Source organism: Rhodohalobacter sp. SW132 (assembly GCF_003390325.1).
Taxonomy (GTDB): domain Bacteria; phylum Bacteroidota; class Rhodothermia; order Balneolales; family Balneolaceae; genus SW132.
Window position 1 is genome coordinate 1 of the sequence record NZ_QUOK01000003.1, and the last position, 23,472, is coordinate 23,472.

The 23,472-nt window shown below is 41.0% G+C and carries 14 protein-coding genes; 1 reads left to right on the plus strand and 13 read right to left on the minus strand.

The window, feature by feature from the left end; genetic code table 11:
* Nucleotides 1-111: 111 nt before the first annotated feature.
* Nucleotides 112-486, minus strand: a complete 375-nt coding sequence (locus DYD21_RS07030) for a four helix bundle protein (protein WP_116034630.1) — start codon at nt 484-486, stop codon at nt 112-114.
* A gap of 421 nt (nt 487-907) precedes the next feature.
* Here DYD21_RS07030 and DYD21_RS07035 point away from each other — a divergent pair, with 421 nt between their 5' ends.
* Nucleotides 908-2,377 carry a capsule assembly Wzi family protein gene (locus tag DYD21_RS07035; protein ID WP_116034633.1) on the plus strand — a complete coding sequence of 490 codons (1,470 nt, stop codon included), beginning with the start codon at nt 908-910 and terminating at the stop codon, nt 2,375-2,377.
* On the opposite strand, the gene DYD21_RS07040 is transcribed toward DYD21_RS07035, so the two are convergent.
* From DYD21_RS07040 to DYD21_RS07115, 12 genes are all read right to left on the minus strand, one after another.
* On the minus strand, nt 2,374-3,144 hold the full coding sequence (locus tag DYD21_RS07040; RefSeq protein WP_116034636.1) for a WecB/TagA/CpsF family glycosyltransferase: 771 nt from the start codon (nt 3,142-3,144) through the stop codon (nt 2,374-2,376). The two genes, DYD21_RS07035 and DYD21_RS07040, sit on opposite strands and share 4 nt — an antisense overlap.
* Nucleotides 3,144-4,250 (minus strand): glycosyltransferase family 4 protein, encoded by a 1,107-nt coding sequence (locus tag DYD21_RS07045; protein ID WP_116034638.1) that lies wholly within the window; start codon nt 4,248-4,250, stop codon nt 3,144-3,146. Before DYD21_RS07045 ends, DYD21_RS07040 begins: the two co-directional genes overlap by 1 nt.
* 10 nt (nt 4,251-4,260) lie before the next feature.
* Entirely contained in the window at nt 4,261-5,082 is an 822-nt protein-coding gene (locus DYD21_RS07050; protein ID WP_116034640.1) for a glycosyltransferase family 2 protein, read from the minus strand.
* Nucleotides 5,082-6,359, minus strand: coding sequence for an O-antigen ligase (locus tag DYD21_RS07055; protein WP_116034642.1), 1,278 nt, complete (start codon nt 6,357-6,359; stop codon nt 5,082-5,084). The genes DYD21_RS07050 and DYD21_RS07055 overlap by 1 nt, the downstream gene beginning before the upstream one ends.
* A gap of 17 nt (nt 6,360-6,376) precedes the next feature.
* A complete protein-coding gene (locus DYD21_RS07060) occupies nt 6,377-7,606 on the minus strand; it encodes a hypothetical protein (RefSeq protein WP_116034643.1) in 1,230 nt (409 codons plus the stop codon).
* A gap of 12 nt (nt 7,607-7,618) precedes the next feature.
* Complete coding sequence (locus tag DYD21_RS07065) at nt 7,619-8,530, minus strand: hypothetical protein (protein ID WP_116034645.1); 912 nt, start codon at nt 8,528-8,530, stop codon at nt 7,619-7,621.
* Nucleotides 8,531-8,544: 14 nt separating this feature from the next.
* Nucleotides 8,545-10,092, minus strand: coding sequence for an oligosaccharide flippase family protein (locus DYD21_RS07070; protein ID WP_158551445.1), 1,548 nt, complete (start codon nt 10,090-10,092; stop codon nt 8,545-8,547).
* A 53-nt stretch (nt 10,093-10,145) separates the two neighbouring features.
* The gene (locus DYD21_RS07075; protein WP_116034648.1) at nt 10,146-11,330 is read right to left on the minus strand and encodes a Wzz/FepE/Etk N-terminal domain-containing protein; all 1,185 of its coding nucleotides are present in this window, start codon (nt 11,328-11,330) and stop codon (nt 10,146-10,148) included.
* A gap of 347 nt (nt 11,331-11,677) precedes the next feature.
* On the minus strand, nt 11,678-12,391 hold the full coding sequence (locus DYD21_RS07080) for a sugar transferase (RefSeq protein ID WP_116034650.1): 714 nt from the start codon (nt 12,389-12,391) through the stop codon (nt 11,678-11,680).
* Nucleotides 12,392-14,888: 2,497 nt separating this feature from the next.
* Nucleotides 14,889-17,315, minus strand: a complete 2,427-nt coding sequence (locus DYD21_RS07090; protein ID WP_116034655.1) for a T9SS type A sorting domain-containing protein — start codon at nt 17,313-17,315, stop codon at nt 14,889-14,891.
* Nucleotides 17,316-19,351: 2,036 nt separating this feature from the next.
* Entirely contained in the window at nt 19,352-21,805 is a 2,454-nt protein-coding gene (locus tag DYD21_RS07110; RefSeq protein ID WP_116034665.1) for an SLBB domain-containing protein, read from the minus strand.
* 369 nt (nt 21,806-22,174) lie between these two features.
* Nucleotides 22,175-23,317 (minus strand): hypothetical protein, encoded by a 1,143-nt coding sequence (locus tag DYD21_RS07115; protein ID WP_116034667.1) that lies wholly within the window; start codon nt 23,315-23,317, stop codon nt 22,175-22,177.
* Nucleotides 23,318-23,472 lie beyond the last annotated feature (155 nt).

Below are 23,472 nucleotides of genomic sequence, written 5' to 3' on the forward strand. Positions count from 1 at the left end.
CATTGATGCAATAAACTTGATTAAATTCTCGTGATTTTGTGAACTTTTCTCACCCCCTCACTCTGTCACTGGATCACCCAATCTCTCATTCACTCACTCAATCACTCCCTCTCAAACAACCCACTTCTCCGGAAACCTCGCCATATTAACAAGCTTACCGATGATAAAATCATATTCCCTGTTCAACATTTTATAAGGTTCCGGATCGATATATTTACATTTGAACGCAAAATCCAGCCAGGTTTGGGTTTCTGCGGCCTCTGCCTCGGCATCGGAGAGTTTAGACACAAATGATTTCGGATATTTCCGTTTTCTAAACGCCTCAGATATATTTGCGGATACCGAACGGGATGATCTACGAACCTGATCGGTCAGCGAATACTGCTCCTCTCGTGGAAAAGCTTTCGAAAGTTCAAATAGTCGCATCGATGCGTCAAACGACATCCTATATACATCCAGCTCTCTGTGTGAATGTATTCTTTTCATCTCGTCTCTTTTTATTTTCTCTCAATTCTTAAATATATACGAATCAGAATAACCCGCAAGTTTGAAATGAAGTGAGTGAAATTTATCAACAGACTATTGAAAAACAAGCCAATTGACCAAACCAGACCCTGTTTTTCGGCTTTTTCACCCTTTCTCTCCTTCACTCCCTCACCCCGTCTCATTTTACTCCCTCACTCTCCTGACATACTGATGAACTGTAGAACTGAGAACACATCTTACCCCAATTTTCATTAACTTTCTTTAATAAATCAACCAAGAACCGATAATAAAAGAGTCCCGGAACGGTTTACCACAGATGTTTAAATCAGACCTCGTAATAAACTATTAGAGACCTATGCCCAAGACATCCCTTTGGGAAAATCTTTAGTCGACTCAATAAACAATTTTCAATACCCGCTAAATGTCCAAACGTTCAACATCACTCACTCCCTCCCTAAGTCTCACCCTCTCTCTCCTTCTCTCCCTCATCATCCTTCCTACCCAAATCCATGCCCAGTTCTCTACACCAGAATTCAGCTTCGAAACAACCGGCATCATCAGCTCCTCCGGCACCACCCCGTTTTGGCTGCAGAGCAATAGGCACGGGATGTTCTCAGGCGAAGGCAGCCAGTTCCTTACAAGACTACAGGCCCACAGCACCGGTAACCAACTAACCGATAACCTCTCCCTCAGCTATGGAGCCGATTTTATTGCACGGCCGGGAGTGAAATCCACCGCCTCTTTTAACCAGGGATATCTGAGGCTGGATGGATATGGGCTTTTCCTGCAGGCGGGGCGGTTTCATAACACCTCACCGATTCATGATGAAGAGTTAGGGATGGGTTCTTTGGGTATTAGCAACAACGCATCACCCATACCGCAGGTTCGGGCCGGATTGAAGGACTGGACCTCGATTTCATTTACAAGGGATTTTATTCAAATAAAAGGCTACATCGCTCATGGGTGGCTAGGAAGCAGGCGCATAACTGAAGATGTTCTGCTTCATGAAAAAGTGGGACATGCACGATTTGGGGGTGACTTCCCTTTAAATTTTTACGGCGGCTTGGCACATTATGTAATCTGGGGAGGAAAAAACCATCCCGATCATGGGGATATACCAGCTTCTCTGAGCGATTTTAAAAATGCCTTTTTTGCACTGAAAGGAGGTCCCGATTCACCGGGGCAGTTTCGTAATTACATGTATGGAGATCATATCGGCGCCTGGGATTTTGGCTTTTTTCTCGAATTTGACAGGGTTGATATAAAAGCTTATCGCCAGTTCCCAATTGAAACCAAAGATAATCTAAAGTTCATAAGCCCTCAGGATGCATTGACAGGTCTTCATTTTGATTTTAATGAAAACTGGGAACTACCGATTAAGGCGCTCACGTATGAATTTTTGTATACCAAATACCAAGACGGCCCCCGTCGCCCCAATATTGGTGGTGACTTGACCAGAGATGAATTCAGAGGAAATGAAAACTACTATAACCACGGACTGTACCGTACCGGTTGGGTCTATAATTCACGTACAATTGGAAATGCCCTGTTTGTACCCAGTAGTGATCCGGATATTGGAGTGTTCAACAACCGGATCGTTGCCCATCATCTTGGTATTTCATTTGCCCTGCAATATAATGTGAAATTAACGACTAAAGGCACATTCAGCCGCAACTACGGCAAAAGATGGGATAACCGAATTCCTGATGATAAAGAAAAAATGGACCTGTTTGATCCATATATAAACCAATGGAGCTTTTTTACAAGAATTGAGGTTCCCATTACATGGAGAGGTTATTTAGTAACGATCCTGGCCGAATCCGGATTTGATAACGGTGCACTTGTAGGAGATCAATTTGGATGGCTTTTTGGTATAAGATTAGGAGTTTAATCACTTTTTCTCCTCAGTACTCTCTCTTTAAATGCCTGAATAAGAACAAGGGGAATAAATCGTGGCGCTTCAATTAAATACCGTTTATAGAGCCTCTTCGGTTCTTTTATTAGTCGATAAAACCACTCTAAGCCATATTTTTGCATCCACTCAGGTGAACGTTCAATATCACCAACCACCACGTCAAATGCTGCTCCTACCCCAATTGCAATGTTGACATCCAGCTTATCGAAATGTTCATGAATCCAATAATCCTGTTTTGGTGCAGTTAGGCTAACCCAAAGCACATTGGGCTTAACTTCGTTGATCATATTAATCATTTTCTGGTTTTCTTCTTCAGAAAATGTTTTTGCGTATGGAGGCGAGTAGGTACCTACAACATTCAACCCCGGGTTTTCAACCTCAAGTTTATCTTTTAACCGATCAGCTACACCCTCTGCAGCACCTAAGAGAAAAAAAGAATACCCATTTTCGGCTGCGATTTTTGAAAATTCTGGAAGTAGGTCTAATCCCGTTACTCTTCCACGAATTGGATCTCCAAGAAGTTTAGATGCCCAAATAAGTGGAACACCGTCAGCTGTGCTGATATCTGCTGAATTATAAATATGTTCAAGTTTTGGGTTTCTTTTAGCCCAGAGCAGACAATTAACAGGAGTTACTGTGACCCTGATTTTATCATTTGTTTCTATAGTATCAGTAAAAATTTCAAGTGTCTCACCAAGATTTTGCTTGTTTACGTAGCTTTTCAAAATATTTACTTTGTACATCAGACTGAAGCTTTACTCAATACGTTTTCCATATTTCTCCAAAAAGCCTCAATGCTATAGTTTTTCAGAAAAGCTTTTCTACCATTGCTACCCATTTTCAATCTGAGATTTTTATCACACATCAAAATTTGAATTTTTTTTGCAATTAAATCAGGACTCTTAATAGGGACAATAAATCCTGTTGACTTTGACTGAACAATACTACTGGCGGCTCTCCAATCTGTAGCGATAACCGGCAATTCAAATTGCATGGCTTCAATAATTACGTTTCCAAAAGATTCATTTTCATAGTAAGTAGGAAAAACAAGAAGATGACACTTAGAAAACATTTCCCATTTTGAATCACCGCTGAGTTTACCATGAATCTTAACCACTTCTGTAAGGCCATTCTTTTGGATAAATTTTGTTAGTTTTAGTTTAAACTCATCACTTCTGAAACCTCCAACTAAATGAATGATAAACCTTTCTCTTTTTTCTAATAATATTTTACCGGAATGTAGTAAATCTAATACGCCTTTAGATTCCTGTATGGATCCAATATAAAGAATTTGCATTGGTGATTCGGAAAGGTTTCGTTTCACCGTGTAGCTTTTATGCACGTCCAAGATTCCATTGGGTACCACTTCTACTGATTTAGCCTTTATAAATTTACCATCTTCAGGATTTAATTCAGATAATTGTATAGCAAGTACTGGGCGTCGATATGCTAAATTGAATAGGACTTTTTCAAACCAAAACAAAGTATTATAAACTTCATCAATGCCTGCGGACCTAAAATGAAAAAGAGTGGCTTTAAAAAACGGCCTCAAAGAGATTAGTATAAACACATCACGATAGAAAGGGAGTCTACCCGAACATGCAGGCATATAATATAAATTTCTCACACCTTTCAAGAACCTTAATTCTAATGACTTGAAAATAACAGGGAATAATTGAATAATTTTTGATAACCTGAACTTTCCTACCTCCTCAACCCTCTTTGAATAGTTAGCCTCCACAAAATGTAGTTGCATTTTTGTATAATGGCCTGCTAATAATCTTTCTGTTGAAAGTGATTGACCATGGATGGGTGGTGGTATTTGACCGATAATCAAAATTTTCTTCATATAATTTAACTTAATTAAAATACTTTTGTGATAAATACTTTTTTAAGTATTTACTTTTTAAGAAATAATACTTAATAATATATGCTTTCTTAAGTATTTTGATTCTATAATTTTGATTATCTAAATTAAACGATGGATATAAGTAATTTTTATATGAGTATGCAATTTCTAATCTTTGTTGATCATTTAGTACTCCACTTTTTATCTGCTCACCAGTTTTATTATCATCAGTTACTCTGAAATCAGTTAGAATATGATCTATCAACTTAATATTATACTCTTTACCACATCTCATATACCATTCAGTATCCATCATATAATGAAACTGATCATTAAGAAGGTTTTTCTTAAGTATAGCAGAACGAAAAAAAGTACCGGATGAGGGAGGAAGGTGAATTCTAAATAAAGTTAAATTGTAATCAAAGTCTATATGATATATGGTTCTTATTAATTCCAGTTTTTTATTTACAAGATTAACATGTCCATACAGTACATCAGAATCAGGATTGCTATTGATATAATTTAAAAATTTATTAATAGCACCATCTTTTAAAAGATCATCTGCATTTAACCAAAGAATCCAGTCACCATTGGAAATTTTAAACCCTTTATTTAGCGCTTCACTTTGTCCATTATCAGGTTCAGAAATATATCTTATATGATCATAATTATTCTTGTAATAATTTAAAACCTCTAAAGTCTTATCTGTACTTTCATTATCGATTATAATGTGTTCTAAATTGGAGTAATCCTGACTAATAACACTTTCAATTGAGTCCGAAATATAATCCCCCTGATTAAAAGAAGGTGTAACGACAGATATTTTTACCATTATATTCTTAATCTTTTAATCTTTATTACCATTACCATTGTCATTATAATAACTATATAAATACTAGATCCAGCAGCAATTCCAACGCCGAACACACTACTTATACTTACATATATAAATAAAGAAACAATTTGTGCATATAATAACTTTAGTTTCTTTGATTCATTATTAAATATTCGATTTTTAAATAAACTTTTAATAGTTATAATATATGACATAGAGAGTATAATAAACCCAATTATACCTAAGTCTGCTAATACTTTTAATATCGCATTATGTGCTGAACCTAACGGAATTCCATCTCTCACAAATTCTGCAAGTAACCATCTTGAACCCGCTGCATATCCATATCCAACTATTGGTGATTCAAGCCATCTATTAAATAAAAATTCAAAAACACCAGCTCTCGCACTTAATGTCATTATTACATCAATTGATTGTCCTCTTGAAAAGTACAGAATCAGATTATCAAAATATCCCAGCACTCCAGAGACTATTACTACTCCAAACGAAATATAGATAAATAATGCCTTGTGTATAAACTTTTTATATATAAATATATTTATAAATAATACTAGTATAGCAGCTATCATTGATGATCTAGTGAAGGTCAATAATAAGAATATCCAAGTTATAAAATAACATATCCAATATATTTTCAATCTTGCATCAGATAAATATTCTTTTCCATGTAAACAAACTGTGATAAAATAAATACCTGATATTACTGCTGCTGCTCCATAATCACCAAATATTCCTCCCACTAGTCTGTAACCATAATTCCATTCTTCTCTTCCTACAAGATTAGGGTCGATAAAATAAAATATAATTATCAAGAATAACTGGATGATAAATGCATAGAATATTAACAAGAGTGGTTTAGTCCAATCCATCCATTTTTGAATTAAACCTACTAGAAGGATGAGAATTAATATTTGAAAACTAAAAAATAGTGTATATAAAGTGTTCGGAGAATATATAGATGAGATTATAGCAAATAAACCATAAATAGAATACCATTTGGTTGGATTTGATGTTAAAATATCATAATAGTATTTTTTGTTTTTTGAAAAATACACAAGTACAATTAAACCGCTAATTCCCCACACCACCATCCTCAATATATTGGAAAAATCCAAATTAAATGAACTTTCAAATGCCAATTGACTTGCTAGTTCTCTAGTATTTGTATTTCTGTCCTCTACTTTTAATTGTGGTGGGCCAAGAATGCACAATACTAAAAATACAAGGGTGATATACTTTACTTTTAGAACCATAAATTCTTAAAAATAAATTAAGTTTTACAAACAGCCCAAATGGGTAAATAGTGCTTGCCTGATATATTTCTACCCATCATCGCGCAAACCCTGTGTTTCCCACTTGTTACTGCTCCATTAGTAGTTTCTATTGGATCTTTTTTAAACATTTCAATAATTTCTTTTTCACTCATGTCTGATAGAGACTCGTAATAATCCTTAGTATATAATTTCGGGAATTTTACTTCCTCAATATATTTATTAGCTAAATGGTATGGTGTAACTCCCTTTTTGTATTCAAATAAAATACAATACAAAAAGTAGTTGTTCCCAGACTGCCAAAAATTTTGATCCAAATTTACAGGCTCATAGAATTCCTCAGTCATATCTGTTTCATTTATGTCTTTGACTATCTTATGTAGTGTATTCTTTGACTTTAAATATGAAACAATATCCTTTATTTTTGTATACTTCCCTCCATCGGTAAATATATCAAGGTGAGGCTTTCTCCATTTCCAATTAAACGAATCCATGGGTTCAATATTTAAATTTAAAAATTCCTCTTCATCTAGTTGTTTATAATGAACCCCTAAAAATCTAAACGGTATGTTAGTTATTTGTCTTAATGAATGTGGTAATTTAAAACATACTCGAATCGCTAATTCTTGTACTTTATTCTTATAGTTACGCGGGTTTGACGTTTTTAATCGTCTTAAAAAATTTCTGATACGATTGATTAAATTGGGATTATACATAATCTCAAGAAGCCGATCAGTTTCTTTTGGTACAAAAAATTCTTCACCATAAATTTCTATGCATTCAAAATCTTCAAATAGATGTTTAGGGAACCATTTTTGCCCATATCCAACTTCCCTTCTCTCTTGTTTGAAAATACAGATATCTATATATCTATAGTCTCTACAAACAGAAATCATTTGATCATTATCACGTATGACTTGAAACCCTTTATCAAGTAAATTTGGTAAAACATTGTTCTTAAAGTTATCTTTATCCTCCTTCCAAATGCTAATATCATCGTCATGATCATCTAAAAATTGATTTTCTTTGTATAATCCTAAAAGTGTTTTTCCCTGCAACCAATACCTGATATTTTCTGATGTCAAACTCTTCGTTAGGTCCTTCAAGTTTCTAATACGAATTGACAACGCACTTTCAAAACCTTGTTTCAGCCAATAATGTTTATTCACCAAGAAATCATACTTTGACCAGTTTTCAGTATGAATTACATCATTATTTGTGTTTATCATAACAAGTATAATTTAGAAATTATTTACTGATCGTTGACACCAATCATTAAAACAAGCTGGTAACCTTCCATGAAATATTCTATTAAATATTTGCCTAGCCTCTTTTTTTGTATACAATCCTGATGTGACATTTGGCCATATATCGAGGTCATCAATATCAACAATTTTATTTACTCTAATGGGTATGGTTTTTTTTCCTAAAGCTGATAAAACTGACAGTCGGTGTTGTCCAGTAGTTGCCATCCAACTCCAGTTATCATTCTCATCGATTAATACGGTTGATTTTATATCACCATCAGGGTTACTGTTTCTTTTATATCCGTATTTCTTAACGGATTTTAAAAGTTTATGTAGTCTTTTAGCTTCAATATTTAATTTAAATTCAGATACAGGACCTGTCCATGCCCACCCATGTGAAGCATCTATATTTATACCAGCTCTATTATTCTCTATGATAATCGATTCTTCGTTTTTCTTGGCCCACTGTTCGATTGATTCTATATCCCAGGGCAATACGCATGTCCATGCGGGATAGTTGAATAGTTCATTATTATTATCATTTAATCCAAGCAATTCAGCTGCATATTTAGGCTGCACATTTTCATAATAAATCTTCAATTCATTATAAATTATCTCTAAGCTTTTAGTTGATATTAAAGCTTTCTTTGCAGCAATTACGAATGGATGTGAAGCAGATGGATGAAATGAAAATACCGGATGTCCTCGTCCTTTCTCAATCGGAGCATCAATTATTACTGGTTGAGATTTACAATAATACCTTAAAAACTTTGGATCATTTCCTTTTTTTCTCACATCAATGGGGAACTGAATATCATTCCTTTTAAAGTATTCAAGACTATGAATCCTATATCCAAATGAATTGAATATTTTCTGAACAATATCTTCTATAGATTTTTTTTGCATAAGAAAATTACCTTTTACCGAAAAGCAGGCATTAAATTAATTTTTTGACATAATTTTGAAATAAAAAAACCAATACCTCCACCAATCAGCATAAACAGAAGAAACAGTGGTATCATCATCCAAATTTGATATGACAACCATGGATAATTAATTAACCAAAATATTATTAGTAGAAAGGGAACAATGGCAGGAATGAAGTAAGATAAGTTTGATTTAATATCTAACTTTTTAAAAACTATTTTCTCCGACACGATTCGCATTATTAGTAATGACGGTATACTTACTAACTTTGCCAAAGCGGCTCCCACTAAGCCATATACCGGCATAAGAAGTAGCATTAAACCCAGCGTCAATGGAACTGTGATTGCTAAAAATTGAGTATTAAGTTTAACAAGGCCTGTACCTAATAAAAAGTGATGATTGATAATTCCAATTGGATGAAACATATATTTAGCAAGAAAAACATATAAAATTAATATTGCTTCATTTGCAAAATCTGTTCCCATCCATATTTCTAGCAAACTAAAACCAAATAAATAGGTTGGTGTAATTATTGCAATTGTTGCTATAACAATGAAGAATGTAGCTTTATGATAAATTTCTTTAAGTCGTTTAATATTTCCTTTTTCTACTAATTGAGAAACCATTGGAAAAACGAAAGAAGTTGCCCTGGCTAAAACACTATGAATTATCTCGGCTACTTTTAATGCAATTACATAATAGGTCAATCCACTTACACTAATAATGCCGGCAATTAAAAATCTGTCGAGTTTTGATTGACTAAGTCTAAGAATACTTTGAAGCCACGTGTAAAAACTGTAGCTAAATACTTCTTTCAAGACCGACTTGTCATATAGTGGTATAAAGGACAAGCTATTGATGAAATATTTTTTTGATATATAAGCTTTAATCATCCCACCAATAACCAGAAAAATAATACTCGATAATAGGACCGCTAATAAATCAAAACCTGCAATTACAAGAATTACATTAATTACCATGGTAACTATATCAATACCCATAGTAACTTTAGCATTTACATCGTGTCGTTCAAAGGCATATATTACAGATCTGAAAACATCATTAAAAAATCGAGCAACAATACCTATTCCACCTATCTTTAAGGCAATGATCGTCAATTGGATATTACCTTCTTCTACTCTAAATACATTTTCAACAAGTAATTCAGCGAAACCAAAAACTACAATACCTACAAGTATTCCCATTAAACAATAAACCGTCATTGTTGTGCGGGAGACTTTTACAATTGCTGGTATATCATTAAGTGCCCGGTATTTAGAAACGAACTTAACAGTAGCGTCTGTCAGGCCTAATCCCATCGCCCCACCACCAAATCCAATAAAACCATTTACGAGCATCCAAATGCCATATTGTTCAGCACCCAGATAGTGAACAAAGATAGGCGTCGAAATTACCCAAAGAAGTGGATAAAGAATAGTTTCTGAAGAATTATAAAATGCATTTTTTAAACTTACTTTAAAATCTATAGATCTATTTTTTAGATCAAAATAATCAGTGATTTTTTGGTAGAATTGCTTCAAGATAATCTAATATGAAAATTGATTTCATTTTGTAAATATTTCAACTAGTCTGATTATTTTAAATAAAATTTTATTAACCAAAATCCAATCCCAATACTTATCCCCAATATTAATGTTATCATTACAATAAAACCGCGTCTCGGACTAATCTTATCACTCGGCACATTTACTGCCTGTACCACACTAAACACTGGTCTCTGCTCCTGAAGACGCAACCGTGCCTCTTCAAGTTGCTGAGACAGGCTGCTATATAAATTAAAGGCAAGGTCTTTCTCATCCTGAAGCCGCTCCAGTTCTGTTTGGGCCCGGGCAGTTGCAAGCGAAATATTCGCATCCCGAAAATCAGCCAGGGCGATCTGACGCTCTTCAAACCGTTCACGGGCAGATGCGTGCTGCTCCTCCACAAACTCAAGGTCCTGGCTTGTCTTTTCGATTCGATATTGTGTTACGTACTCCTTCAACAACTCAATAAGATGTCTGTTTAACTCTGCCGCAGCCCTCGCATCATGCAATGTTACCCGGGTGGTCAATAAACCGGTCTCTTCATCAAGTCTCACCGAAATTCGATTTCGTATATTGTCAATTAATTCCAGGTCTTTTTTGCTAACCTGGATAAATTCCGCTTCAAAAGGATCATTTACTTGTACAGTACGTTCCTCTTCCCTGATCCAGTCTAGCACTGTAAAAGGAAGCCCAATAGTGAGTTTCTGTAGATACTGAGTCAATGAAGGCGAGTAATGATTTTCATAAAAGTCGGGAAGAGTCGTCGATAGTGTGTAATCTGCAAACCGGATCTCTTGCTCCATCAATTCCATTTGAAAGGAAAGACTGTTTACAATACGCGGGTAAATCATTGGAGGAATCGTACCATGCTGTGCCTGTGACAGATCAACTCCGCCCATTCCAAAAGCACCACCAAAACGCTGAAGTAATTGTCCGGCTCTCCCCTGATCAGCCTGCTGAACTTCCGGCATCAGAATCGCTTCACTCTCATACTCCACCGGGCTAAAAAAGGCAATAAAGAGGCCGATTGCCACAAACACACCGGTGATTTTGGCAATGGTCCACCGTCCGTTCCAGATATTTTTGGCAAGTTCGACCAGGTCAATCTCGTCATCATCTCCCTCATTTATATGGGGCATATATTCGATGGGGACGTACCGGACTTCGGGCGTGGTTTCTTTCTCTTTTTTTAGCTCCTCGGGAGAGCCGGGGTTGTTATTTAATTCGTCAGACAAGAGGAATTGGAGATTATAGATTTGAGATTAAAGGTATAGTTCTTTGAAAAACATATGGAGTAAGAAAAAACCTTCTATTTATTTATCGGTCCTGTCGTAACATGGATCGTTTGTAGTTCACTGCTTAATAAATCCACAGTATTAACACAACTAAGATTTATCTGTTATTTTTAATAGAACAGATAGTCTAAAGGTTTACGACTGATCATTATGATGAAGATTTCCGCAGACAATTCACCAAACTCTATCAGTAAAACCTTTATACCCCTATTTTATTTCAGATTTAGTTTAATCTGGTGAATACATCAAGCCCTAAAAACTCAACACTCATCACTAAAAACTAAAACTCAGTGCCCATTCGTTTTTCGAGTCACCATCTGGGCTACTGTGCGGTAGATAATCATCAGATCCAGTTTCAGCGAGTTTTTTTCGATGTAGATCAGGTCGTTATCCAGTCTTCGGCGCATCAGCTCCACATCCAGGGTTCCTCCCCTCAGACCCCTTGCTTGTGCATACCCCGTAATACCGGGTGTAAGAATATATCGGTAGTAGTGGTCATCAAACGTATTATTCCAGTACGCACACTCCTCAACCGGGTACGGCCGCGGCCCCACCAGGCTCATATCCCCTTTCATTACATTGATGATCTGGGGCAGTTCATCAAGATTCATTTTCCTGAGAAACTGACCAAAACCAAAAATTCGGTTATCCCCTTTTTGCGTTACAACCGGCTGCCCGTTTTTCGATTGCTTCTGAACAACGTGCATGGTTCTGAATTTATAACATTGAAATACCGCCCCATTTCTCCCGGTCCGGGGCTGCTTGAACAGAACAGGCCCGCGGGATGACAGCTTAATTCCGAGAGCTATAAACGGAAAAAGCAGCATGTAAACCAAAAAGCCGGCGGCTCCAAGAACCAGGTCAATTTTTCTCTTGACCGGGTAAGGCTTAATTCTGATATCGTTAAACTGTTCAGAATGAATTGATTCTTTAAAGTGTTGTTCTTCAGGAGGTAAAGTTCTTACATGAACTCTCTTGGCCCGTTGTAATGTTAATCCCATATCTGCTTAAATCCTATGCCGATTTTTTTGTAGTTTTTTCTCTGTAGTGATGTTGTACATTTAAGCGCAAAAAATAAGTGTTAAGATCTTCTAATCCAAATAGTATGTAACGATTCCTACACTTTTTTCTTTACCAAAAACTACACAACATTTAATGATACACTACAAATGCATTATATACCTATACAAACTCTGCACCGTGAATGGATGTATATTCTGAAATGAATGATTCGATCAGGTTTCAACCCACGTTTTATACGGTTCACAACGATTATCGGTGGTTTTGGAGAATTTCTTAAATAGATTTTACAGGATATATTCTATTTTTTTATAAATCCCGGTCTATTCTAAAAGGAAACATTTTACAGTATTGGAATATTTTTCCGTAAAGTTATGTGTGCAGGGCGACACAATTTGTATAAGGGTTGAATTTGAGTATCTGGTTTTTTTACCCACTCCCACCAACGGCCCCAGATGAAATATGAGTTTGTAGCCCGGGTTAATGGATATCCATAAAACATTGTAACATCCAGATACCGGTCCTGGAAGGGCCAAATGTGAATATCCCCCAGGTGTAGAACGATACAATCGGGCGTAACCCAGGAATTGATGTGGCAATAGAACCAGGCCATCGGGCGATATATCAGCGAATGATTGGGAATTTAATCCGATGGCTGTTCATCGATTTTGATCAACGGAAACGGTGTTGTGATGAATAATATATCGAACAACCCCTCGGTGGGTTCATTGATTTTGCTGAATTTATTGCCTCGGGATTCCTGTTTTCGATTTCCAACGTATTCCCGGGGTAAAAACCCCGGGCTATTCACATTTAGCCCCGTTCGGGGCTTGGGTTAGTGGCCTACGTTAGATCGGGGTAAATTATATGTTATGAAATCTAATACTCTTGAATCATCCGATTCGCCTACAGGCATTATGTGTTCCCCACACATGGACCATAGAGGACAAATGTTTGTAGCTCGGGTTAAAACGGATATCCCTAACGCATTGCAATGTCAAGAAACCGACCCTGAAAGGGCCAAATGTGAATAGCCCCGAGTGGTGCACGATGTAATCGGGCATAACCCGGGGATTATATGGGGTCATTGGATCCAGGCCATCGGGCGATACATGAACGAAGGATTGGGAATGATATCCGATGGCCGTTCATCGATTTTGATCAACGGATTCTGTGAGGTGGATGATTTCTCGGACAACCCCTCGATGTGTTCATTGATTCTGCGGAATTCATTGCCTCGGAATTCCTGTTTCGATATCCAACGTTTTCCAGGGGCTGCAACCCCGGGCTGTTGATTTGCGCCCGTTCGGGGCTGGGAAAAGTGACCTATCTTCAATTGAGTTCATTAAAATGGCACGAAATCAATCGCCCTTGAAACATTCGATTGGTCTTCTATCATTATTTTGCCCACACATGATTTTTTTCGAGACGTGGCCCCGGAGGGGACATATATTTGTAGCCCAGGTGTAGCACGATGCAATCGGGCGAAACCCGGGGACAAAATGAGGTCATTGGATCCGGGCCATCGGGCGATACATGAACGAAGGGCTATGAATTATATCCGATGGCGGTTCACAGATTTTGATCAACGGATTCGGTGCGATGGTTGATTTCTCGGACAACCCCTCGGTGAGTTCATTGATTTTGCTGAATTCATTGCCACGGGGTTCCTGTTTTCGATTTCCAACGTATTCCCCGGGCTGCAGCCCCGGGCTGTTGATTTGCGCCCTGTTCGGGGCTAGATTTATTGACCAATCTTTTATTGGGTTATTTTATAGGGTATGAAATTTATCACCTTTGAAATATCCAGTGGACCTTCAAACAGTCTGATGTCCAAACTGGCCCCGTAGGGGACATATATTTGTAGCCCGGGTGTAGCACGATGCAATCGGGCGTAACCCGGGGATAATATGCGGTCATTGGATCCAGACCATCGGGCGATACATGAACGAAGGGATAGGAATTATATCCGATGGCGGTTCACAGATTTTGATCAACGGATTCGGGGCGATGGATGATATTTCAGACAACCCCTCGGCAGGTTCATAGATTCTTTAGAATTCAACGCCTCGGGGTTCGTGTTTTTATGCCCAATGTTTTCCCGGGGTAAAAACCCCGGCTATTCACATTTAGCCCCGTTCGGGGCTGGGGTTAGTGACCTATCTTTAATTGGAATACTTTGTATGGTACAAAATCTATCACCCGTGAAACGTTCGCTGGACCTTCAAACATTGTTTCGTCACCACACCGGTCCTGGAGGGGAAATATATTTGTAGCCAGGATTGTCCGGATGTCCCTCAAGCCTTGCGGTATACGGACGCGGCCCCGAAAGGGCCAAATGTGCATATCCCCGGATGGTACACGATGTTATCGGGCATAACCCGGGGAAATGATGTTGAAATTATATCAAAAGAAGAAATTAAAAACCACCGGGTGGTTCAATTCCCGGCGGTTAGTCGGGTGTTCGGATGGTTTAGGTTACTTCAAGAGCGTCATCTTTCTTGTTTGAACGATTCCATTTGTTTGTAAACGGTAGAGATACAGACCGCTGGAGAGCGTTGATGCGTCGAACTCGATCGTGTGACGGCCAGGCTGCTGTGCTTTACGCTGAAACAAGGCAACCCTCCTGCCGATGGCATCGAACACCTCAAGCTGAACGTCTCCAGGATCAGAGAGTGTGTAGGGTATGGTCGTGGCCGGATTAAACGGGTTGGGATAATTTGGCAGCAGCTTAGTTTTCCCCGGCCGTTCATCTGCTTCCGGTTCCAGTGAAACTGAAAGTTCTGAACTCAGTGCTGCATTCCGGAGAGGTACCGTATTTCTCTCCGAGGCCGCCACAGCCCGAAGAAGATTAATCGAAACCGGGGTTTCCCAATCTTTCTCAGCCTTGATGACAATTCGTGCAAGATTGCTGGCCTTAACCTGATCAGAAAAGCCTTTATGTATCCACGTTGCGGCTAAGAAATCATCATGCGAGGCTTGAAACTCTATAAGCCGGTTTTCACGTTGCCACTCTTCTCCCCATTCAATCGGAACTGCAGTTTCTGTGCTCCAGCTTTCCGGATCTATTCCGTTTACTGAAATCCGAAATGAAAGACCTGATAACGAGACTGTCCCATCCACTATCAAATAGAGCTCAGCGGTTTCTCCGGCTACTAATGGGTCAAGTGTGATCGATGAAATTGCTGAAACACTTCTTTTCTGTCGGCCTCCCCCACTGCCTGAACTTCCTTCCGGATGGGTTTTTCCAAAATGGAGACCAACAAGCTGAAGATCGTTATGATCTACGCGTCCGCTTCCGGAGGCGTCTGCATAGGTTGCCGCCTCGGGGATCCAGGCCTCGACGTCACGTGCTGCCCAGTCTGAACTGTTGTATATTGGCTTCGGACCTTCGGAGAGCCAGTAGTAGCCCAGGGGAATCACATCCAGCTCATCCACAACACCGTCATGGTTTGTATCCCCCGGCCAGACGCTGATTCGTTTGGCATTCGGATTGATTCCGGTAATCACAATATCATCGATTCGGTTTGTTCCACCTGCTGCAACCGCACTCGCATCGTTCGGACTAATTCGCAAACTATCCGTCTGAACCCATCGGATATATAGTTCAGGCTGATCATTCAAAGCTTCCGGAAGCGGGAGCTGGTCCACAACCCCGGTTGTCCAGTTTGTCCCGACCTCAATCGCTCCACCCGGGACATCTTCCCAGGTTTCTCCGTTCAGACTCGACTGAATTTGGAAATCCCTCGGACCAGTACCAGAACCATATTGTTTGGATGTAATACGAAGCTGTTCAAAGTTTTCTGTTGAAATAACAATCTGCCAGTAGTTTTCACCCTCAGCAAATTCGTGCCATCCGGATGAGTTGAGTGCCAGCCCTGTAGAGCCTGATGTAAATCCGTCTCCGCTGAATGATGCACCGTAAAGCTCTACCTCAGAGGTTTGATTCACCGGGGTTGAGAGTCTCGGCAGTACAGTTTCGCCAACAAAATCCCATTCCGCAATGGTGTATCGGAACGGTGGCTGTTCGAGAATTTCCATAACTGCGGATGGACTTTCGCTGCTGTCCCATTCCCCATTGATCCCGCCGTATTTGTAATTGAGATCTTCATCTAAATCAGTGCGGATTGCAACGTAATACTCCCCCGTTTCTCTCATAAATGCGATTTCCCCGGTATACAGGAAATAATCCTCGCTGTCCTGTTCCGTAAACTCCATGAGCTGCCAGCTTGATTCGTCCCAGGTTGCGGGATTAGTATCCTGCTCATTCACTCCGGCCCACATCCGGATTCTCTCACTGTTTTCCTCATCACCCGTAACGCCGTTTGCGTATACACGTCCTGTAGCCTGATATTCATCCCCTTCGGTTACATCAATCGAAGCCGGTGTGGTAAGTTCAACCAGTGCAATCGACTCCATCACCTCAAATGTTGGCGATTCCAGTGGTCCGGTATCGATTTCGGTACCGGAAGAATTTGCCAGTTTCACCTCATCAAAGGAAAAAGAACCATCCCCCACCGGAGTTTTCTCCCGGACCCTGAATGTGAGAACCATCAGTCCGCCGGAAGCGTTGGATACCTGTTGATCGGTTCGGGATGCTGATGCACCAATTACTCCGGGTGACAGATGGTCGGCAAAAGCCACTCCAGTTGCTGTAATGCCGCTTGGCTGAATCGCCAGGAATTCGAATATCTCTATGTCGTACGCCAGTTCAATAGAAATAAAATAAGCGTCAGAATTATATGTTGCTGATAGGGTGAGTTCGATTTCATCACCGGCGTAGAGTTCGGATGATGAAAGCTCTGCGTTGAGGGTTACCTGTGCGGCTGCAGAATAATTGATCGCAAGCCAGAACAGTAGTGTAAATGATATGGATATAGGAATTGTAGGTTTTCGTATGATCATGGATCTCTTGGTTTTGTTCTTGATTGATTTTTTGAATCCCCTGACCACCCCTTGATTCTCTTTTGATCGGGGGCTTCTCTTTTAAGAGCTGATTTTCAGGATTTCCTTACACTTTTTTTCTGATTTTATTCTGAAAGCCGATAGCAAAATGAACAACCGCCTCGATTTTTATGTCGATATTTTTTGATATTTTACTTCGGGAATGACTGATTTTTTTTGAATTCATCATCTCCAATCGTACAATCCCATACGGGAGAGCCGGTGCGGATTTCCGGGGACATCATCGGGGTTAGTCTACGGATCCGGTGCGGTGGATGATTTTTCGGACAACCCCTCGGTGGGTTCATTGATTCTGCGGAATTCATCGTCTCGGGGTTCCTGTTTTTGATATCCGACGTTTTCCCGGGGTTTGCAACCCCGGGCTGTTGATTTGCGCCCCGTTCGGGGCTGGATTATAAGACCTACCATAAATCGAGGTAAATTATATGGTACGAAATCAATTGCACTTGAAACATTCGATTGGTCTTCTATCATTATTTGGCACACATTTGATTTTTTCGGGAGCTGATCCTAGAGGGGACATATGTTTATAGCCGGTTTAACGGATGTTCATCAAGCATTACGATGTCCGGACACCGGCCCTGGAAGGGCCCAACGTGCATAGCCCCGGGTGAAGCACGATGCAATCGAGCGAAACCCGGGGATATCATGCGGTAATGGATTCAGGCCATCGGGCAATACATCAACAAAGGATTGGGAATTACATCCGATGGCCGTTCAACGATTGTGATCAACGGATTCGGTGTGATGGATGATTTTTCGGACAACCCCTCGGTGGGTTCATTGATTCTGCGGAATTTATCGCCTCGGGATGCTTGGTTTTTATGCCCTACATATTCCCGGGGTTGCAACCCCGGGCTGTTGATTTGCACCCCGTTTGGGGCTGGATTATAAGACCTACCATAAATAGAGGTAAATTATATGGTTCGAAATTAATCGCCCTTGAAACATTCGATTGGTCTTCTATCATTGTTTGGCCCACATTTGATTTTTTCGGGAGCTGATCCTAGAGGGGAAATATGTTTATAGCCGGGTTAACGGATGTCCATGAAGCGATGTCCGGACACCGGCCCTGGAAGGGCCAAACGTGCATAGCCCCGGGTAAAGCACGATGAAATCGGGCATAACCCGGGGGAATGATGCGGCAATATATTCGGGCTATCGGGCGATGCATCAACTAAGGATTGGGAATTGCATCCGATGGCGGTTCACAGAGATTGATCAACGGATTCGATGCGGTGGTGGGTTATTCGGTCAACCTCTCGGTGGGGGTCATTGATTCTGCGGAATTCATCGCCTCGGGGTTCCTGTTTTTGATATCCGACGTTTTCCCGGGGTTTGCAACCCCGGGCTGTTGATTTGCGCCCCGTTCGGGGCTGGATTATATAACCTACCATAAATCGAGGTAAATTATATGGTACGAAATAAATCACTCTTGAAACTTTCGATTGGTCTTCTATCATTGTTTGGCCCACATTTGATTTTTTCGAGACGTGGACCAGAGGGGACAAATGTTTGTAACCGGGTAACGGTTGTCCATCAACCATTGCAATGTTCAGAAAACGGCCCTGAAAGGGCCAAACGTGCATAGCCCCGGGTGAAGCACGATGCAATCGGGCGGAGCCCGGGGAGATGATGTGACAATAGATTCGGGCCATCGGGCGATGCATCAACGAAGGATTGGGAATTATATCCGATGGCTGTTCACAGATATTAATCAGCGGATCGAGTGTGGTGGATGTTTTCTCGTATAATGCCTCGGTTAATTTGTTCAACGGATCATATCCCGGTAGAATTTTCTTAGATAACCTCTGCAAACCCATCAATTTTGCGGAATTATTTTCAATAGATTTTTTCAGCTCTCACACCATCTCCAGTCATTTCATCCCGTAAATAAAAAACGCCCCGGTTGGGGCGTTTTTTTTAAACGAATACATTCTGTTTTATGAAATGAAATAGTATCAACCGATAAAAAATTACCGTCGAATCTGGAAAATCGTATTGGTGACGATGGCCGCCATGGAAACGATCGTTGAATAGATCGCAATCCTTTCCTGCGGACTCATTCGTTCAATCTCTTCTTCTCTCGGAATCACAACTGTTGCTCCCGGTTCAAGGGATGGATCGTTCCGGATGAACAGAAAACGTTTCGACCGGTCTACTTCACCATTGGCATAAACAACATAGGTTCTTCTTTCCTGCGCCCGGTCTGTAAATCCGCCGGCACGATTGATTGCATCCCGCACAGACATCCCGTCATCATAACGAATACTCACGGGAAAAAGAACCTCTCCTTCTACCCGGATGGTCTGCAGCTCTTGCGGTATATGGAGAACATCACCGGGCTCGAGACGTAAATCCTGGGGGCCACCCGGATTTTGAAGAATATCAGCCAATCGGATTCCAACCCGGGTGTTGCTCCTATCCTCAACTTCAAACAGTTCATCTGCTATATCAAGATCCTCCAGGGATTCTTCATCCCGATCGATCTGACGGGTAAGTGAAGCTCCGCGGGGATAGGCATAATCAGAGAGTCCGCCTGACCATTGAATCAGATCACTGATTCGTGCATCACGTTTTTCCAGAACATAATTGCCGGGAAAATTCACTTCGCCGTCCACTTCTACGGTTTGCTGTTCACGATAATTAGGCTGACGACGCACAAACACCTGGTCAAACGGCTGCAGTACAAAATCTTCCTGACCGTCTACAAACTCCAGGTTTTGATTTACCTCAAATTCAAATCTTTCAGCGAGCTGATTGCCTTTTATAAAACGATCGAGTCCTGTCATTCGACGGGCGACCTCCACTCTGTAGGGCGCAGCAGATTCCCGGAATCCATCCGCAAGATAGATCGCATCACTGACTGTCAGGTTTTCAACAAAATCAAACTCACCGGCTTCATTCACGGCACCGCTTACCCGAATCGTATACTCTTCCCGCATATCAAACAGAGAAGTGATCCGAACAACATCATCACGCCTGAGTTCGATATCTGCAGCTCTGCCTTCCAGCACATCATCAACAGAGAATGCAACAGATTCGGTTGTCAGATTATCACGGGTTCTCAGAATGATTCCTCGCTGCCTGTAGGCATCTTCCCTTACACCTTCCGCTTTTTCGATCAGATCCGTTAATGTCATGCCCTCACTCAGCTCAAACTCACCTTCACGAAATACAGCTCCCTCTATCTCCACACGGTTTTCAAACCTTTCAAGGAGCTCACCTACACGAAGTTCATCACCGGCCCGCATAACCAGGTCGCCGCCTTCCGGCCAGCTGACATCCGATATACTTCGCTGCACGTCCGTTGATCGGCGCAGAACCAGCCGCCGGGTATAGGCATTCTCCGTAAATCCGGATGTAAATTCAATCAGATCGCTGAGAGTTTCGCCCTCTTTCATCTCAAAGATGCCGGGTCGTTTAACTTCACCCCTCAGACGAACCCTGTTGATGTATGGATCAATTTTAATGATATCCTGGTCTCTCAGCCGGATATTGTCGCTTTGATCCCCGTATACCAGGAAATCGTAAATATCGAGTGTAGCTGCTACCTCCTGTCCGCGAATGATCTGGATATTCCGGAAAGTACCCGAATCCGAGGGCCCTCCGGCAGCATAAAGTGCGTTAAAAACTGTGGATAAGGACGAGACGGTATAGGTACCCGGCTGCATCGCTTCTCCCATAATTGTTACTTTAATACTGCGAACATTTCCAATGGAAACCTCAGCAAAGGTATTTGCGTTTTCGGGCTGATTGGGTCTCAGGCCTGAATAAATATTCTGTAACCGGTCAAGAATTCGGGTCCGTGCGTCCTGCATACTGAGGCCGTCGAGCTGAATGGGGCCAAGGTTTGGAATTCGGATTACCCCCTCAGGTGAGACCGTCAGCCGGTAATTCGCTTCTGCTGCTCCCCAGATGTTAATAACAATTTCGTCCCCTGCACCGAGTGTATAATCTATCGGGGTTGGGATATTCATGGAGGGTTCAAAGGAAATTGCACGATCACGGAAAATATTTGCACCAAACACCCTGCGTTCATGGGCCAGGCTGTCCGGCAGCTCTATCGACCGGAGCACTCTCATTGTATCCTGTTCACCGAAACGTTCACGTTCCCGTTCCCTTAAAACGTCTGAATCCATGTCTCGATCCCCTGTTCGGACCTGCGTTCTAACCTGATTCAGCCTGTTCCGCAGTTTCGATACTTCACCTGCAGACATCCCCCTGCTTTGGGCAAGAGCCCCGATTTGCTGGACATTGAGATTTTCCTCCTGTGCGCGCTCCCAAATTTGACGAATCTGCGCGTCGGATAAATTATCAACATTTACAGACGCAAAATCGATACCACCTATATCTTGTGCTGATAGCTCGAATGAAAAAAAGAAACAGACAAACAGGAGTAATGCACCTGATACTCTAATGAATTTCATATACCCGCTTTTATTGATAATAATTTTTGAAACCTGAAAGATAGAAAATTAAAAAGATTTAACGAATGAAGATTTCACTTATCGACAAAAATGAAAATTTCTAAAATGGAATCGTGAGTGCAGGCGTTGTCTGTGTTGAACTGTTGAGGGCGGGCTGCGCCCCGTTGAGTTGTGGAGTGTGGGTTGCACCCACGTTGAATAGTAGAGCTGTTGAGAGTGATCTGCGCTCACTTGAAGATGTTGAAATCTGTGCCCTCTCAACAATTCAACCTCGCACGTAGTGCGACACTCAACAGTACACGCAGTGTACATCTCAACAGTTCCACCTCGCGCGCAGCGCGAAACTCAACCGCATGCGCAGCGTGCCCCTCAACAATCCCAGCGATATGTCCGATGCGTTTTATGATGATGACACCCAAGCGCTTCGAGGCTTCGCTGCATGAGCCAGTTTTTTTCGCTGATCCACGCTCCTTCTAAGTAATCGAGTGACGGAGCGGCTTTTTTTGTCATCTGTATTCCGCGCACAAATACTAACGCTTCAAGCCCTTTTTTTCGATACTCCGGCAGAGTTCCAAAGACCAAATTCCGAAGACGACGTGCGCGCCGTTTCAATAAAAAAAGTTTTGGGATTTGCCACCAGCGGAGCTTTCCTCCAGTCTCTTTTGATACCTGGTTCAGATCAGGCACTGAAACGATAAATGATGCCGGTACTCCATCCACGGATGCGATCAGCACGCTGTCGCGGATCACAATTCGTTTGAGCTGCTGCACCATATCCCGAACGGTTTCCTTTTTTAGTTCGGTGAATTCCTGCTCGCGATCCACAATATCCTGCTCCGACCATGCCCGGTTATAGATTGTTCGTATCGCTTCGGCATCTTTTTCGGGATTTTTAAAGTTCACCGGACGAATTTCAACATTCAGTTTCTCCTCAATCCGGTCGGTGATCTTTATCAGCCGTTCGGGCAGCGGCTGGTCGAAATCACGCCGGTAACTCCAGTGATCGTCCAGTTGCACCGCCCCGGTTTTTTCAATCAGTTCTTTGTAATACGGGGGATGATAGTGCATGCCGTAAATCGGTTCTTCATCAAAATTTTCTACCAGAAGTCCCCAGAAGTTATCGTTCTCCCCAAAATTTACCGGTCCCCGAAAAGCACTATATCCGTGTTTTTGATGCCATTCTTTTGCAAACCGGATCATATCATCCATCACGGATTGATCATTTATCAGTTCCACAAACCCAAAACCGCCCATCACCGGTTTCAGCACTTTATCTTTTTCAGGATGATTCATCACCGCAAACCGCCCCACCATCCGGTTTCCATCAAAAACCAGGTACCGTTCACAGTTGCCCCCTTTGAAAAACGGATTTTTATCCGGATTGAAAATCTTTTCGATTTCAAACCGAAACGGCGGGATCCAGTTTGGAAACGATTCGTAAATCTGTTTCTGAAAACTGTAAAAAAGATCCACCTGTGATGCGGTTGAAACCTTTTGATATTGGTATCTCATCAATGTTCAGTTATTCGTACATTTTAATTTGTCACCCGGCTGCTTATTTCCAACCGTCACGGGCAAGTATACTCAATCCGATCTACTTTATCGGATTTTTTTGCAGAAATGATCTGCCGGCCGGTTATAAGTCGAGTGATAAGATGAATATTCTG

Bases quoted from the DNA above. Each gene is read 5' to 3' on its own strand.
- DYD21_RS07045 (WP_116034638.1), bottom strand. From the start codon at position 4,250: ATGAAGAAAATTTTGATTATCGGTCAAATACCACCACCCATCCATGGT.
- DYD21_RS07065 (WP_116034645.1), bottom strand. From the start codon at position 8,530: ATGCAAAAAAAATCTATAGAAGATATTGTTCAGAAAATATTCAATTCA.
- DYD21_RS07040 (WP_116034636.1), bottom strand. From the start codon at position 3,144: ATGTACAAAGTAAATATTTTGAAAAGCTACGTAAACAAGCAAAATCTT.
- DYD21_RS07110 (WP_116034665.1), bottom strand. From the start codon at position 21,805: ATGAAATTCATTAGAGTATCAGGTGCATTACTCCTGTTTGTCTGTTTC.
- DYD21_RS07060 (WP_116034643.1), bottom strand. From the start codon at position 7,606: ATGATAAACACAAATAATGATGTAATTCATACTGAAAACTGGTCAAAG.
- DYD21_RS07115 (WP_116034667.1), bottom strand. From the start codon at position 23,317: ATGAGATACCAATATCAAAAGGTTTCAACCGCATCACAGGTGGATCTT.
- DYD21_RS07030 (WP_116034630.1), bottom strand. From the start codon at position 486: ATGAAAAGAATACATTCACACAGAGAGCTGGATGTATATAGGATGTCG.
- DYD21_RS07080 (WP_116034650.1), bottom strand. From the start codon at position 12,391: ATGGGATTAACATTACAACGGGCCAAGAGAGTTCATGTAAGAACTTTA.
- DYD21_RS07055 (WP_116034642.1), bottom strand. From the start codon at position 6,359: ATGGTTCTAAAAGTAAAGTATATCACCCTTGTATTTTTAGTATTGTGC.
- DYD21_RS07090 (WP_116034655.1), bottom strand. From the start codon at position 17,315: ATGATCATACGAAAACCTACAATTCCTATATCCATATCATTTACACTA.
- DYD21_RS07035 (WP_116034633.1), top strand. From the start codon at position 908: ATGTCCAAACGTTCAACATCACTCACTCCCTCCCTAAGTCTCACCCTC.
- DYD21_RS07050 (WP_116034640.1), bottom strand. From the start codon at position 5,082: ATGGTAAAAATATCTGTCGTTACACCTTCTTTTAATCAGGGGGATTAT.